This window comes from Dokdonia ponticola (assembly GCF_042653865.1).
Classification (GTDB): Bacteria; Bacteroidota; Bacteroidia; order Flavobacteriales; family Flavobacteriaceae; genus Dokdonia; species Dokdonia ponticola.
In genome coordinates this window covers 255,801-271,428 of record NZ_JBHSFV010000004.1, presented here as the reverse complement: position 1 = coordinate 271,428, position 15,628 = coordinate 255,801, and the positions used below count along the sequence as shown (strand labels likewise).

The following is a 15,628-nucleotide window of genomic DNA, read 5'->3' as shown; positions in this document are numbered from 1 at the left end:
AATGCGCTTTCAACTAATTAAATTATTCTAATACTTTTATCGCAGATGGACAGAATAAATTTTATTGAAATAGCTGGTTGGGAAGATTTTGAAGATCTTGTTGCTGAATATTTTCGTGAAACTCAAGTATTAGAAGATAATAATTTAACGGAAGTAGTTGTAGAACCAACAGGTAAGGGGCCTGATGGAGGAAGAGATATATTGCTAAAGTTTAGAATCAATGATTCAATTGTTCCATTTGAGCGGAAATGGGTAGTCCAATGTAAATTTTGGGAATCACTCCATAAGAGTGATTTAGATAAGATTAATATTCCTACGTTGATTGAAGAATATAATGCAGATGGCTATCTTATGATATGTAAAAACTCTGTAAGCTCAGGAATAACTGAAACATTTGAGAAATTAAGAAATAACTGTAGGAGAAATTTTGAATATGAAATATGGAATGGAAGTGTTTTTCGGCAAAAGTTATATAAGACTACTATGTTACATGAGCATTACTTTCCTAGGTTTTTTGATTACAAAAGTCAAAAAGCAAATAGTGTAGATTTAAAAAACATCCTTTCACAATGAAAAAGACAGCATTTATATCCTATTCAATGAATGACAGTGAGCTATATATCCTGTCTTTAGTTATAGAACACTTATCAAAGAATAACTTCTATATTAATACTAGCTATGAAAATAATACTTCCGTAGGGCAAAATATCATACTACAAACTAAAGAACAAATTTCGCAGTCTGATTTATTTATTGGTATTGCATCTCATAACGGTATTCATTCTAAGTGGGTAATGAAAGAATGGGAAATAGCTCAACATAATAATAACACAGCAGTTTTTTTAATAGAAGATAGTGTTCCTATAAATCCTGATTTTATTAAAGAAAATTTTGTAATTCTATTTAATAGGCAAAATCCAGAGCAAAGTCTAACATTTCTTAAGGAAATGATTGAAAACCAAAAAGAAAAGAAAACAAACAATGCTTTGAATTGGGTAGTAGGAGGATTATTAGGAATAGCAATAATTAAATTACTTTCTGATGAGTAATCTTGATAATCAAGAATTAGAAATTGGGCTGTTTAAAATTACATATCGATCAGGAACCAACATTAAGTCTGGAGTACTCTAAAAAAACTCAAAAGCCCTTAAAAATTAGTGTTAGTTACTATCCCTTCGGGCTCCAACAAAAAGATTACAATAGTTGCTAGCTCTTCAGAAACCTTCAAGTAAAGGAAGATAATATTATTATAAGAAGAAAGTACAATTGTAATCTTTAAATTCAGATCAAACAAATTAGTAAACTTCGGTTTTCAGTAGATTCAGTTTCTTTCAGTTGTGATCATAAGAAAAATTGCAAGATCATATTCAGATATAATGTATAGATTTTCATATAATTGCATTAATATCTTCATTCAAAAAGTTCGAACTCTGTCTCTTCAGGTGTACAAAGGAAACCTCATCAGAAACGATGGGGTTTTTGTATTAGTGAAACGCTGTTTTGTAAAGTCTGAAAGACGCATTCAAAAATAGTTAGTTGAACTAATCCCGCTTTTCAGCGGGATCTATGGTTTAATAGTTCGATCCTTGGGTCGATTTTCAGGGTCCAAAGCTTGCCCTGAGGTTAATACCCTTTATTATAGAAATATAATAGGTAAGGAGACGAGAAGTTTATCCTGAGCGTAGTCGAGAGGAGTCTCTCTGCCCGTACAACGAAAATGGCATCAGAAACGATGGGTTTTTTATTGCAGGAATATAAAAAACTACACCACATCCCCATTATTCCCACCTCTCAACACCGCTTCTATCAACTCCCACGACTTATCTGTCCAAGACCAAACGAGCGAGCCATGCCAACCGTGTTCTTTGAGTTTTTTGGCAAGATTTTCTGTCGGCACTTCAAAGATGGGATCTGGATAATACTCGGCAATAACGGCGCGTTTATCTAATTTTTTTGGGTCATACGGATTATGAAACGGCGAACCTTCTTCCTTTGCCCACGTGTAGTAATGGATATTATAAAAATCTAAATATCCACTAATCTCTCCGCCTATATCTTCCAACACCTGATCTGAATATCGATTTTGATACCCGTTTTTGGGATCGTTAACTGAAGAAAGAAACCCCAAAGCACCACTGGTGATCTTAACATTGGGTTGTGCGTTGCGAATATACGCTGCCGTTCTATTAATAAATCGTTGAATATCTTCCATCGTGACACGCTCAGCAAAACCCTCCCAATGACTCGCATATTCAAGGGTCATGCCTTCAGGTTCGTTAAAAATTTCCCAGGCAAACAGTCCGGGATGCGCGCCTATATAATTAACAAGCGGGAGCAATGCATTTTCTATATACGAAGTATAATGAATGACCTCGGTTAACAGCTTTTTATTCGCCTTGGCATCCACCCCTTCTTTGGTTTTAAGCATATCAAAAGACCATAAACAAATCTGCACTTTCAGATCTTTTGAAGCGGCTAGATCTAAGATTTTTAACACATCTTGATGAAAGAAATCTGGATTTGATACTACTTTTTTGTCTTCATCAAACCTTGGATTTGTAGACCCATCCGTATGATACCACCACCGGATGACATTCCCACCGTTTAGCGCAGTCAGCTCCATGATTTTATTCAGGGTTTCCCAATCAGGATGGTATTCTTTTTGAGTAATGGGATGCAATCCCACATCCTTTCCAAAATCCATCCACGCAATATTTATCCCATGCACAAAATCAATGTTGTGTGGGGGTTGAAGATGTTTTGGGTATTTCATAGTTGAATATATTTTAAAGCCTGTGTATACGCTCCTGCCTACCGGCCAGGCAGGTTCGCGAAAACGTACTTAGTATCATAAGCATTCAGAAAAACGTTTAGATTTCCTTTAATCATTCAGGTATTTCGCCAGTAACCCATGAAAATGATGCACGCCTTTTTCACGCGTGGGGGAGAATCTTCCGGCTTTGTAAAATTTAGATTGCAGTCCTTTGTGAACCCCTTCTACCACAAATTCATCTTCACGTTCTACTTTATCTAATACTGCGCCTGCGCCCACACCTAGTTTTGTTTCATCATACACATACGTGATAAAAGACACTTTTGTTTTATTGAGACTAAAGGGTTTTACAATATTGATAGATAATCCCCAAGGATAAAAATTGAACATCATATTGGGGAATACCCAATAGTAATAAGCCGCCACGTGTTTTCCTTGGTCGGGATGCCCTTCGGGAAGCGTAAACACTTCCTCGCCGCCGTCAGTATAACCAATTTGTAGATTTACATGCTCGTAGATTTCTGTTTTGTATTGGCCGTAGTCCAGTGCAGCATTCAAATCTTCATGTACAAACGGAATATGAAATCCTTCCAAATAATTATCACAGTACAATGCCCAATGGCAATTCACGATATAGTCTTTATTCAGCGATGCGTCCAACTTAAATTCATTCAACGGTAAAAAGCCAACCCGTTCTTTCATGACTTGAATAACTTCAGAGAAATCAAAAGCGGGGTCGAGTCCCACAAAGAGATGTGAGCCCCATTCTCGTAATTCAAATGTGTGTAAACTATCACAGGGTCTTGGGAAATCCTGCGCTTCTTCAAACTCAGGCATGGATTTAAAACTCCCGTCCAATGCGAAGCGTCTGCCGTGATACATACAGGTGAAGTTTTTTGCTTTTCCAGGATGATGTACCACAATATTACCTCGATGCGTACACACATTACTCAGGCAGCTAATGGTATTTTCTTTGTCTCTCACCACCATCATAGGTTCTGTGAGATAGTTGTCCAATAAGACAAAAGGATACACACTTTCTGTTAATGGAATACAGGTTGTTGCATCGCCAATCCATTGCCAGGTTTTTTCAAAAACCCGTTCTTTTATGGCATCAAAAACGACTTGACTCCGATAAAAAGAAGCAGGTAAGGTTTCCGCTTTTGTGATGTCTGGGTGAATGTAAAACTGTTCCATATCTCTAAATTTAAGAACTTTTTTTGGTTAGATACGCATAAAAAGGAATTCCGATGACTAATAACACCAATCCCCAAAGGACGGTTTCAGCACCACAACCAATGATCACCCACGTACAAAATAGGATGCTTAGCACGGATAAGATCATTTTAGGTAAAGGAATGAATCCTTCTTTTCTTTTGACCAAAATCAATAAACTTAGGGTAGATAATATATAGGGCGTCAGTACTGAAAGGGTAGACAGCTTCATCATAAACGTAAAAGCGTCAACAAGGCTTTTGGTGTAATTTAATCCCATGAGAATAGAAGCTAAAATACTTGACACTACAATCCCGATAATAGGCGATCTGTTTTGGTTTACTTTTGCAAATATTTTTGGAAATAACTGATCTTGAGCCGCAGCCATTGGGATTTGGCCTTGTATTAAAATCCACCCATTCAAAGCGCCCAAAGTGGCAATTACAGCACCAGCGGCGACAATATATTTGGCAGCTTCTCCCCAAAACAGTGCCGCTGCATCTGCAAAAGGAGCGTTTGAAGTCACCAGCACCTCTGGAGGAACGATGCCCATAATCGCCACAGAACTCATAATATACACGATGATGGTAATTAACGTACCAAACACAGTGGCTTTTTTTATCGTACTTGCGGCATCTTTTATAGATGCACTTGGTACGGTGGCTGTTTCCATACCTAAAAAGGCGAAGAGTGTTAGTGTTGTGGTCGCTGTGATGGCAGAAAAGCTCGTCTCTCCACTGAGGTTAAAGGGGGTAAAATGATCTAGTTTTATATACGCAATCCCAATAAAAGCAATGAGGAGAATGGGTACAATCTTAAGAATGGTGGTGACCAGCTGTACAAAGGCGACTGTTTTGATAGGTTTGGAATTTATCCAGGTAAATAACCAAATAAACCCTAGTCCTGTCACAACAGCTAGCAACTGATTTTGTCCGAGAACAGGAAAGAACACTTCCAAGTATCCTACTAAGGCCACGGCAATAGCGGCATTGGTACACCAAATAGAAATCCAATAGCCCCAAGCGACTAGATAGGCAGGCAACCGTCCCAATCCTAATCGGGTGTAGGCATACGGCCCACCTGTTGTGTGAGGCGCTAGTTTTCCTAAATTTCCAAAAATAATGGCCAGTGCAATCGCACCCAAAGAAGAACAAATCCACCCCACAATACTAATCGCACCATAAGCAGCTAAAGACGCGGGTAACAGAAATACCCCAGACCCAATCATATTTCCTACCACCAATGAGGTACTCGACCAAAATCCTATTTTTTTTGTACTCAATATGATTGTTTTTGCAGCATTGAGTGTCTAATATAGGGTATTTTCCCTCATTACTGAAACGAGTTCAGTACAGGCACTAGCCTTCTCCCAAAGGGAGAAGGAACTGTTACGGAAAATAGCCGGGTACTCTAAAATAGCGTGTTACTCTATTTTGAAATCGAAATCGAAATCGAAACCGAAAATGAGCTTGATGTGGTAGGAAATCGCATAACAGTGAGCGTTCTGAAACTGAAACTAAAAAGCAAGGTGATGGAGTGGTTTTTCGCTTTTCGCGAAAATAGCGTTGCATTGAACTTAAATGTAACCAGAATACAAGGTGATGGAGTAGTTTTTCGCTTTTCGCGAAAATGGTATCGAAATTACCGTCTACTGACCATAAACCAAGAGCTAAGGACTACAGCTATTTTTTACACCTCCCTAGCCCTCCTTTCTAGGAGGGAAGACTCGCACTTGTATCTTATAACAGTTTCCACTCTAATAAGAGGGGATTAAGGGGTGTGTTATTTTAAGCCCTTCGACAGGTGTCATGCTGAGTTTATCGAAGTACTCAGGGAGACATTTGATTTATCTAACAGCTAAGCGCTACAAGCTAATAGCTATCCAACAAATCATCAATCTCATCATTGGTTACCACCGCATTGGCGCCTGCTTTTCCGGCGACGAGGCTTCCGATGGCGACAGCGACTTCGAGGGTGTCCTCGGGGGTTTGATCGGTTAGTAATCCGAAGATGAGGGCGGCTAGGAACGAATCTCCAGCGCCTACGGTATCTACGACTTTGGTAGGGAACCCTACTTGGGTGTAAATTTTTCCTTTGTGAAATAGCATCGCTCCTTCAGGACCTAGGGTCACACAGATGGTATCGGTATTGGTTGCTTTCGCAACCGCTTTTAACTCCTCTTCCAAACTTTCTTTCTCCACACCTAGTAAGATGACGATGAGTTCTAATTCTTCGTCATTGAGTTTGATACAATCGGCAATTTCCATGAGGGCGCCAACAATATCAATATCGTAATGCGGATCTCTTAGGTTGAGGTCAAATACGGTATATTTCGCCTCAGCGACCAACAGCTCAAATTGCTCTTGATTATAGGTTTCGCGCAAAGCGAGGCTTCCAAAAACAAAGGCATCGGCTTTTTTGACTTCCTCTATCGCTTCAGGAGTCGCTTTTATATGATCCCAAGCCGCATTTTCTTTGATGGTGTAGCGAGCACTTCCAGTGTCGTCAAGCGTTACATCTACTTTTCCGGTAGGGAATTTTGTTTTTTGGATGTAGGTCGTAGGAAAGGCTTTGTCATTTAAAGCCTGCATAGTAGATCGTCCGTACGCATCTTTCCCAATCGCACTGATAATACTTGTTTGTGCACCAAACGAATGCAACCGCAATGCTACATTCAGCGGTGCGCCGCCTAGTTGTTCTCCGGTGGGTAAGAGATCCCAAAGGATCTCTCCGTAACATACAATATGTGGTATTTTAGGCATCTTCTGGTATGAGTTCTTTTTCTAATTCTTCTAGTGAAACTCCTTTGGTTTCTGGCATTTTGGTGTAGGCCCAAATCAATTGTAGGACCATCATTCCTGCAAAGAAATAATAAATATACCAAACCGCATCTTTTAAAACCCCTTGATCTTTATCTAGGAAGAAAGGTGTAATGAGAGTAATCACAGCGGCAAATACCCAGTGGGTACTCGTTCCCCAGGACTGTCCATAGGCGCGCACACGATTCGGGAATATTTCTGAGATAAAGACCCAAATCACCGCGCCTTGCCCAATGGCATGAGAGGCAATAAACAAGCAAATAAAGAATAAGATAGCAGTCGGTCCTAGGTCTTGTTGGAAACAAATACCCACCATAATGAGACTAACAATATAGCCAACAGAGCCAATGATAATGAGTTGTCTACGCCCTAATTTATCCAATAATCGAACGCCTATAATGGTAAAGACTAAATTCACAATCCCAATCGCAATCGAGTTAAATAAAGACTCAGAACCTCCTAATCCAGCTTGTTCTAATATTTCGGGGGCATAGTACAATACAAAATTGATTCCTGAAAGCTGATTGAAAAAGGCAATTAGAAACCCTAACCAAAGTACGCGATTGTATTTTTTCTGGAAGAGTTTGTCACTACTTTTAGGTTGTTTCAGATCGGCTTTTATTTCTGTTAATTGTGCTGTGGCTTCTTCTGGTGTGTATATTTTGTTGAGTACGTCTAGTGCTCCCTGATCATCTTTTTTCTGTAAGACCAACCATCTTGGGCTATTGGGAACTTTCAGTACCATCAGGGTGTATATCAATGCAGGAATAGCCTCTACGCCTAGCATCCATCGCCAGTCATTGGCGCCGTCAAATCCTTTCAGAAAGTAATTAGAGACAAAGGCGATCAAAATCCCAAAGACGAGACAGAATTGATAGAGACCGCCGAGTTTCCCACGATTGGCCCCTGTAGAGATTTCAGAAATATAAATAGGCGCTGCTACGGATGAAATACCGACACCCACACCCCCTATAAAACGAAAGAAGGAAAATGAGTACGGATCGGGGGCGATGGCACTTCCTAGTGCAGACACAAAAAACAGCACACCTATCCAAAACAAGGTTTTTTTACGTCCAATGATTTTGGTGGGAATTCCGCCAAATAAAGAACCCGCCACAGTTCCCCAAAGTGCCATACTCATGATAAAGGTGCCGTGAAATAGGGGAGAAAGTTCCCAGATATCTTTGATAGGTTGATTCGCTCCACTAATGACAACGGTGTCAAACCCAAACAGAAACCCTGCAAGGGCAACCGTAATACTCCATTTTGTAGTTTCTTTCATATGCTTTTCATACCCACGAACCTGCCTGTCGGCAGACAGGGGTGGGTATCTAGTTTTAGGTTAGTATGATATTGTTATTTTCAAACACGTTTTTAATATTATTTTCTAGGCGGAAATCTTTTAAAGGTTAATATCGTATAATATTTATTACTCCCATATCCGTTTCACTTTTGAAACCTTCACATTTTTCAGTTCATGCTTTTTACTCGTAAACGTCATTACGGTATACGGTTCATTGGGAAAGATTTGATCGGTGATGGCTGTCGCTCCTTGATCCACAAAAAATTCGATAGACGAAGCATCCATAAAAATACTAAAGGTGGTTTTATCGTTCCCGTCAGTAATGGCAGGTGCTTCATGTACTTTTTTGGCAAATCGAGGCTCAAAGTTTACTTTTCCAGATCTTCTACGGTCTACATAAAAAACATCTTTTTCCATGTCATATCCCAGTGATAGTTGGTCATTTGGGATGTTTGAAAACTTCAGTTCAAAATCGTGTAATGCCCCTTCGATTTCAAAATCAATGCGCATTTCATTAAAATTCGCACTGGTGAGGGAGTAGTTGTTAGTGATTTTTTTGTAGGTATTGCTCCCATAGCTATAGTCATTGATGGCAGCGACGGGATAATTCTTCAGGTAATAGTCATTGTTTTTATGAAGGGTAAGCTTTCGCGAAAGCGTCATCGCACTGCGCCAATTCTCCGTTGGGGTATCGCGTGCATAGTTCCAGTTGCTCATCCATCCGATAAATGTTCTTTCGGAATCGGGTAAGCCGTTATAGGTCACGCCGGCATAATTATCGGTACCATAATCGATCCATTTGATATCTTTTTGTGCGGTGGTAAAGGTAGTGCCATCAAAATCACCCACAAAATATTGTGTCCCCGATCCTCCGTTGGGCGCCCCAGGATTGATACTGATGAGTAATACCCATCTTTTTTCGTCAGAACCTTCGACCGTTAACTCAAACAAATCGGGACATTCCCAAACGCCACCGTGAGCGCCGATATCTTTGCCAAAATCACTAAGGTATTCCCATGAGGTTAAATTTTTAGAGCTATAAAACTTTGCATGATCTCCTGCAACAAGGGTGAGAATCCATTGTTGAGAAGGCGCATGCCACATCACTTTGGGATCTCTAAAATCACGAATGCCAGTTGGATTTGCAATCACAGGATTGTCTTTATACTTCGTCCAGGTTTGTCCTTCATCGAGGCTGTAGGCAATTCCTTGTGTTTGGAAATCGTTACGTCCTGCGGTTTCGCCTTCCATGAGGTGGTAGGTAAAAATAGCCACCATCGGCGGATTTTCTTTGGTGCCGAGTCCTGAGGTATTTTCTAGATCCATAACCGCACTTCCAGAAAAGATATAGCCTAATTTATCGGGGTATAACGCCACCGGTTGATGCTTCCAAGCGACTAAATCTTTGCTGGTCGCATGTCCCCAATGCATCGGTCCCCAGACAATATCATCTGGGTAGTATTGATAAAATAAATGGTAGGTGTCGTTGTAAAATAGCAGTCCGTTAGGATCATTCATCCATTTTTCTGGAGGGGTAAAGTGGTATTGTGGGCGGTAGCTTTCGCGAAAGCGTGTCCCGTTATTTTCTACTACAATTTCACTTTCTACAACGGATGATTTTTCTTTTTTACAACTAAAAAAAACTATAAATAGAAGGAAAATTGAGAGGATTCGCATGGATTTTTATTTGTTTAGCCTAGGGTTAAATATACTAACAAAATTACTTATTAAGATTACATCGTTTTCGTAGCAAAAAGGATTTGCCTAAATTGTAAACCCGTAGAGATACTCTTATTTTTACATGACATAGCTTATGAAACGAAAACTGACCCTTAAACTCATCGCAAAAGAATTGGACGTGTCGATATCGACTGTATCCAAAGCATTGCGAGATAGCGCCGAAATAAGTGAAGACACACGCCAAAAAATCAAGGCGTTTGCCAAGCTTTACAACTATAAGCCCAATAACATCGCGTTAAGCCTCAAAAACAGGAAGACTCGGACCATTGGGATTATTATTCCTCAAATTGTGCATCATTTTTTCACCACAGTGATTCGTGGGATTGAGCAAATGGCACGCGAGCATAATTACAATGTGATTATTACCCTTTCTAATAATGATTTTGATAAGGAAGTCCTTAATATGGAGCTTCTAGCCAATGGGAGTACCGATGGTTTTATTGTGTCTCTTGCCAAAGAAACCTTGCATAAAGATGATTTTAGACACTTGACGGAGGCCATCGATCAGGGAATGCCAGTGGTCATGTTTGATCGGATTGTAGATGAAATCCCATGTGATAAAGTAATGATAGATGATCGGGAAGGGGCCAAAATGGGTGTCATGCATCTCCTTAAAACAGGTTGTCGTAAAATTGCGATTATCACGACAAAAGATTATGTGACCATAGGAAAGCTACGGACCAAAGGATATATAGAAGCTTTAGAATCGTATGGTGTTAAAGTAGAAAAAGATTTTATCCTTAAACTAGATACCATTGATCATTGCGGTGATGATTGCTCAGCAAAAATCAAAAACTTCCTTAAAGACAAAGATATAGATGGGGTTTTTACGGTCAATGAATTGTTTGCAGTTACGGCTGCAAAACATCTCACAGCCATAGGAAAGAACATCCCTAATGATGTGTCTATTGTAAGTTTTAGTGATGGAGAGTTGTCCCAGCATTTTATTCCTAGCTTAACTACCGTGAGTCAGCATGGAGAATTAATGGGCCGTAAAGCAGCCGAGTTGCTAATTAATAAATTAGAACGTCCAGAAGAGGAGGTAGAAGAATATACCACGGCGTATATAGATACGAGTTTGATTGAGCGTGAGAGTACTAAGAAGATAAAATAGAAGTTTGAATGTGTACAAGAATACAACTAGAAGGGTAAGCGTTTATAAAAATTTCCTTTTTTAATAAAATCTAGAAGTAGTTTTAGGATGCTGAAAATCAGTATTTTATTAATCATTTAAATTTTTTATTATGAAAAATGTAAAATTGTTATTTATCCTATTAGCAGTTGTTATTACTTCATGTAGTACAGCAGATTCTGAAGATGCAACCATACAAGCAGATTTGACGCTTGAAACTGCAACAAGAACAGCTATTTTATCTGAACTAGAGACAACTGTAACTGAAGAAACAGGAGTACTCATTCAATATGAAGAATCTAAAGTTTTAGAAATAGATGGTAAGATCTATTTGAGAGCTTGGAGTGGAGATTTTGTAACCACTACTTTACTAGGAAAAGATAAAGATGGAAAGTTACAATCTAGAGGCGTTTCTTGTTCGACAGAAGCATGTTCAGGATCGGCTACACAATGTGTGCCTGAAAATGGATACTGTACTTCTTGTCCAGGAGATTGTAAGCGTACTACTTCTGCAGATGAACTTGCTGAAATTGCAGGATAGTAAGAATTACCGAATACATAATTTAAAAAAACGAGTGGATATATCTACTCGTTTTTTTGTTCAAAGAATATAATTAACAAGGTACAATCATAGAAGATATGATTATGTATTCATCAAATTATGCATGTTATGGGATAAATGGTCACGTAATCGCTGTTTTTATAAAGTCTTTAATAGGTTTTATTATGATGATTTTGAAAGAGAAAATAGAAATAATAAGTAGCTTTGTGTCCAGATACAAACCAATATGAAGAAAGCATTTATATTTGATTTAGACGGGGTGATTGTAGACACCGCAAAGTTTCATTATCTCGCTTGGCGAAATCTTGCTAAGGGTATTGACTTTGATTTTACCACAGCACAGAACGAGCAATTTAAAGGCGTGAGTCGGGTGCGATCTCTAGAGATTTTGTTGGAGATGGCCAACTATAAAGCTACCCAAGAAGAAAAAGATGCTTGGTTGGTGCAGAAGAATGTTGAATATTTGAGTTACATCCAAAAAATGGATCAAAGTGAGATCTTACCAGATGTCCCTCGGGTATTGGCGTATTTGATAGAAAAACAGCAAGGTATTGCTCTTGGAAGTGCGAGTAAAAATGCACGCCCTATTTTGGAGCGGGTCGCATTGCTTGATAAATTTCATGCCATCGTCGATGGGAATGATGTCACGACAGCAAAACCCGATCCAGAAGTATTTGTCAAGGGCGCACAGGCTTTAGGCGCAGCTGCGAAACATTGTATCGTTTTTGAAGATTCTATTGCAGGGATTCAAGCCGCCAATACCGCAGGAATGACAAGTATTGGGATTGGAGATGCCGCCGTATTGCACGAGGCAGACCATGTGTTTTCAGATTTTACAGAGATGTCTAATGACTTTTTAGATACACTGATCCAAAAATAAATACCAATGTCTAACGACTTTCAAGAATCAAAGCATAGTACAAGCATTTAAAAGTCTTGTCTCTAGAAGTGAGCGAAGCGAACGATCCTGATTCTTGATTCAAAATATACAATATGCACTTAGAATATATTATCCCAGACCCTTGGTCGATTATAGAAGAAAACTGGAACCCTGAGCAGGTAAAATCCTCAGAGAGTTTGATGAGTATTGGGAACGGTACCATGGGGCAACGTGCCAATTTTGAAGAAAAGTATAGCGGTGCCACTTTTCAAGGAAGTTATATAGGCGGGGTCTATTATCCAGACAAAACCCGTGTGGGTTGGTGGAAAAATGGCTATCCAGAATACTTTGCTAAAGTACTCAATGCCCCTAGTTGGATTGGAATCAAAGTCAAAGTCAACGGCCAATCTCTCAATTTACATACCTGTAAAGAGGTTCGGAATTTTAGAAGAGTACTCAATATGAAAGAGGGCGTTCTCTACCGTAGTTTTGAAGCTACCCTTATAAATGGGAGTAAAGTCGCGGTAAAATCGACGCGTTTTCTGAGTTTGGCGATGGATGAGATCGGAGCGATTAAATATGAAGTAAAACCCCTAGAAGAAGACGCCACCATCAGCTATGAGCCGTATTTAGATAGTGCGATTACCAATGAAGACTCCAATTGGGACGATCAGTTTTGGAATACCCTTTCGGTCTCAGATCAAGACCATCGTGCGTTTATTTTGGCGCATACCATGAAGACCCAGTTTCACGTCTGCACAATGATGAGTACTGAATTGTATGTGGAGGGGAGACGTATTCAGCTTTCGCGAAAGCGGACTTCTGCATCTTCCTATCAAGGGAACGTGGGCAACAAACAAGAAACCATTACCTATATCGGTCATCGTTACGAAACCGATGTAAAAGCAGGGGAGACCTTAGAGATTCATAAATTAGGCGGCTATGTAAGTGATTTGAATCACGATAAAGAAGATTTGCTCGAAGCGGCCAATACCGTCCTTGAAAAAGCCGAAAGGTTAGGTTTTGAAGCCTTACTCGCACTGCAAAAAGAAGATTGGGCAGCGGTGTGGGCGATGGCAGATATCACCATAGAAGGCGATGTCAAAGCACAGCAAGGGATTCGGTTTAATATTTTTCAGTTGAATCAGACGTATTCTGGTAAAGATGCGCGTCTTAATATTGGTCCTAAAGGATTTACGGGAGAGAAATATGGCGGATCTACGTATTGGGATACCGAGGCGTATTGTATTCCGTTTTACATGGCGACCAAAGATCAAAGTGTGGCGCGTAATTTATTGACATACCGTTACAAACACTTGGATAAAGCGATCGAAAATGCCGCCAAATTAGGCTTTACAAACGGTGCTGCGTTGTATCCTATGGTGACCATGAATGGGGAGGAGTGCCATAACGAGTGGGAGATTACCTTTGAGGAAATTCACCGCAATGGCTCGATGGTCTATGCGATTCATAATTATGAGCGTTTTACGGGCGATACCTCCTACATTCCAGAAATGGGATTGGAAGTAATTATAGGTGTGGCGCGTTTTTGGAAGCAACGTTTTACGTGGTCTTCAGACAAAGAAAAGTATGTGATGCTAGGCGTAACGGGGCCTAACGAATATGAGAATAATGTCAATAACAATTGGTTTACCAATTATCTAGCGGCGTGGTGTTTGGAGTACGCTTTCGCGAAAGCGCACGACGTCAAAAAAGAACATAGCAAAGACTACAAACGAATCATAAAGAAAACCGGACTTACCGATGCCGAAATCGCCGAATGGAAAGACGTAGCGAGCAAGGTCTATTACCCGTATTCAGAGAAGCACGAGGTGTTTTTACAGCAAGACGGCTTCTTGGACAAAGAACTCATCTCTGTCGCCGATTTACCGATGTCTGAGCGCCCGATTAACCAAAAATGGTCGTGGGATCGTATTTTACGTTCGCCCTACATCAAGCAGGCAGATACCTTGCAAGGGTTTTACTTTTTTGAAGAGCATTTTACCAATACACAGCTTGAGAAGCATTTTGATTTTTATGAACCGTTCACGGTGCATGAGAGTTCGTTGTCACCTTGTGTACATGCCATCCAAGCCGCAAAGTTAGGGCGTATGGAACAGGCATATACCTTTTATTTACGTACGTCTCGTTTGGATCTAGACGATTATAACAAAGAGGTCGAAGAAGGCTTGCACATTACCAGTATGGCAGGTACGTGGATGAGTGTGGTGGAAGGTTTTGGAGGTATGCGAATGCGTGATGGGAAATTATCCTTTGAACCTCAAATTCCTGATGCGTGGCAAAGCTATTCGTTTAACATCAACTACCGAGGGCAAATTATCACGGTTGAAGTAACCCAAGAGGGGACGCATTTTAGCATAGATCAAGGGAATGATTTGACGATTTTGGTGAGTGGGGAAACGGTTGTGCTGCGGGAAGGTGTGATGGTGATGGTGTAACTTTTTAAACTATTATAGAATATAGATATATAAATATGAAAATATTTTTTAGGATTACAATTTTTGCAGTACTATTTACTCTTAGTTGCCAGTTACAATCACAAAATCGTTTTGGAGCTTATGGAGGTGCCAGTCTCACTGGATTGAGTGATGGGGTTTTGTCAAATATAACAGTCAACCCTCCTCTAGGGATACACTTAGGTGCTCTTTATGAATGGGAACTTTCAGAAAAAATAGCATTTCGTCCTAAGGTTGCATTTTCGCAACAAGGAGATCGCGAGGATAGTCAGGTAGGGACTACTTTTGGTTCTTTTGCTTTAGACTATAAGCTTACCTATCTTAATGTTCCTCTACAATTCAAGTTTTTTTCTCAGCCCTACTTTCTTGCAGGGCCTCAAATCGGGTATCTACTCAGTATTGATAAAGGTGATGTAGATGCGGGAAATTTAGACAGTTCCTTTGATTATGGAGTTAGTGTGGGTATAGGATATGATATCGATCCTTTTTTTATGGAGCTTACTTTCTATCAAGGACTTTCGACTTTAATTACAACCCCAGATGGTGCATTACCCCTTGGAGGGACTGATGATCTTACCAATCAGGTATTTCAAGTAAGTGTTGGGTATTATTTTACAAAAAAGAAGAAGCGACGATAGTAAGTGTAATCGCTAGTAATCGTCTTTGGCTGGTACTAATTAGAGCATATAATTATGTAAAATAATCTCTGGTAATTAGATCATTTGAA

13 protein-coding genes are annotated in these 15,628 nt (G+C 39.8%); 7 read left to right on the top strand and 6 right to left on the bottom strand.

Annotated elements, in window-relative coordinates; translation table 11 throughout:
* The first annotated feature begins 45 nt into the window (after positions 1 to 45).
* Both ACFO3O_RS09150 and ACFO3O_RS09145 read left to right on the top strand, forming a co-directional pair.
* On the top strand, positions 46 to 573 hold the full coding sequence (locus ACFO3O_RS09150; RefSeq protein ID WP_379978297.1) for a restriction endonuclease: 528 nt from the start codon (positions 46 to 48) through the stop codon (positions 571 to 573).
* Complete coding sequence (locus ACFO3O_RS09145) at positions 570 to 1,049, top strand: TIR domain-containing protein (protein ID WP_379978296.1); 480 nt, start codon at positions 570 to 572, stop codon at positions 1,047 to 1,049. The genes ACFO3O_RS09150 and ACFO3O_RS09145 overlap by 4 nt, the downstream gene beginning before the upstream one ends.
* Before the next feature lie 713 nt (positions 1,050 to 1,762).
* Here ACFO3O_RS09145 and ACFO3O_RS09140 read toward each other — a convergent pair.
* The 6 genes from ACFO3O_RS09140 to ACFO3O_RS09115 all read right to left on the bottom strand — a co-directional run bounded on the left by ACFO3O_RS09140 (position 1,763) and on the right by ACFO3O_RS09115 (position 9,787).
* Positions 1,763 to 2,773: a glycoside hydrolase 5 family protein gene (locus ACFO3O_RS09140; protein ID WP_379978295.1), complete on the bottom strand. Its 1,011-nt coding sequence runs from the start codon at positions 2,771 to 2,773 to the stop codon at positions 1,763 to 1,765.
* A 108-nt stretch (positions 2,774 to 2,881) separates the two neighbouring features.
* Positions 2,882 to 3,970, bottom strand: coding sequence for an aromatic ring-hydroxylating oxygenase subunit alpha (locus ACFO3O_RS09135; RefSeq protein ID WP_379978294.1), 1,089 nt, complete (start codon positions 3,968 to 3,970; stop codon positions 2,882 to 2,884).
* A 10-nt stretch (positions 3,971 to 3,980) separates the two neighbouring features.
* Complete coding sequence (locus tag ACFO3O_RS09130; protein WP_379978293.1) at positions 3,981 to 5,270, bottom strand: amino acid permease; 1,290 nt, start codon at positions 5,268 to 5,270, stop codon at positions 3,981 to 3,983.
* Positions 5,271 to 5,859: 589 nt separating this feature from the next.
* Positions 5,860 to 6,750, bottom strand: a complete 891-nt coding sequence (locus ACFO3O_RS09125; RefSeq protein ID WP_379978292.1) for a carbohydrate kinase family protein — start codon at positions 6,748 to 6,750, stop codon at positions 5,860 to 5,862.
* Positions 6,743 to 8,089, bottom strand: a complete 1,347-nt coding sequence (locus ACFO3O_RS09120) for a sugar porter family MFS transporter (RefSeq protein WP_379978291.1) — start codon at positions 8,087 to 8,089, stop codon at positions 6,743 to 6,745. The genes ACFO3O_RS09125 and ACFO3O_RS09120 overlap by 8 nt, the downstream gene beginning before the upstream one ends.
* A 147-nt stretch (positions 8,090 to 8,236) precedes the next feature.
* A complete protein-coding gene (locus ACFO3O_RS09115) occupies positions 8,237 to 9,787 on the bottom strand; it encodes a glycoside hydrolase family 32 protein (RefSeq protein ID WP_379978290.1) in 1,551 nt (516 codons plus the stop codon).
* A 136-nt stretch (positions 9,788 to 9,923) separates the two neighbouring features.
* Here ACFO3O_RS09115 and ACFO3O_RS09110 point away from each other — a divergent pair, with 136 nt between their 5' ends.
* The 5 genes from ACFO3O_RS09110 (at position 9,924) to ACFO3O_RS09090 (ending at position 15,539) form a co-directional block, all read left to right on the top strand.
* Positions 9,924 to 10,964 (top strand): LacI family DNA-binding transcriptional regulator, encoded by a 1,041-nt coding sequence (locus ACFO3O_RS09110; protein WP_379978289.1) that lies wholly within the window; start codon positions 9,924 to 9,926, stop codon positions 10,962 to 10,964.
* A gap of 130 nt (positions 10,965 to 11,094) precedes the next feature.
* Complete coding sequence (locus ACFO3O_RS09105; protein ID WP_379978288.1) at positions 11,095 to 11,523, top strand: hypothetical protein; 429 nt, start codon at positions 11,095 to 11,097, stop codon at positions 11,521 to 11,523.
* A 247-nt stretch (positions 11,524 to 11,770) separates the two neighbouring features.
* Positions 11,771 to 12,424, top strand: coding sequence for a beta-phosphoglucomutase (pgmB, locus tag ACFO3O_RS09100; protein WP_379978287.1), 654 nt, complete (start codon positions 11,771 to 11,773; stop codon positions 12,422 to 12,424).
* A gap of 113 nt (positions 12,425 to 12,537) precedes the next feature.
* Positions 12,538 to 14,883 carry a glycoside hydrolase family 65 protein gene (locus tag ACFO3O_RS09095; RefSeq protein WP_379978286.1) on the top strand — a complete coding sequence of 782 codons (2,346 nt, stop codon included), beginning with the start codon at positions 12,538 to 12,540 and terminating at the stop codon, positions 14,881 to 14,883.
* Positions 14,884 to 14,918: 35 nt separating this feature from the next.
* Complete coding sequence (locus ACFO3O_RS09090; RefSeq protein WP_379978285.1) at positions 14,919 to 15,539, top strand: porin family protein; 621 nt, start codon at positions 14,919 to 14,921, stop codon at positions 15,537 to 15,539.
* Positions 15,540 to 15,628 lie beyond the last annotated feature (89 nt).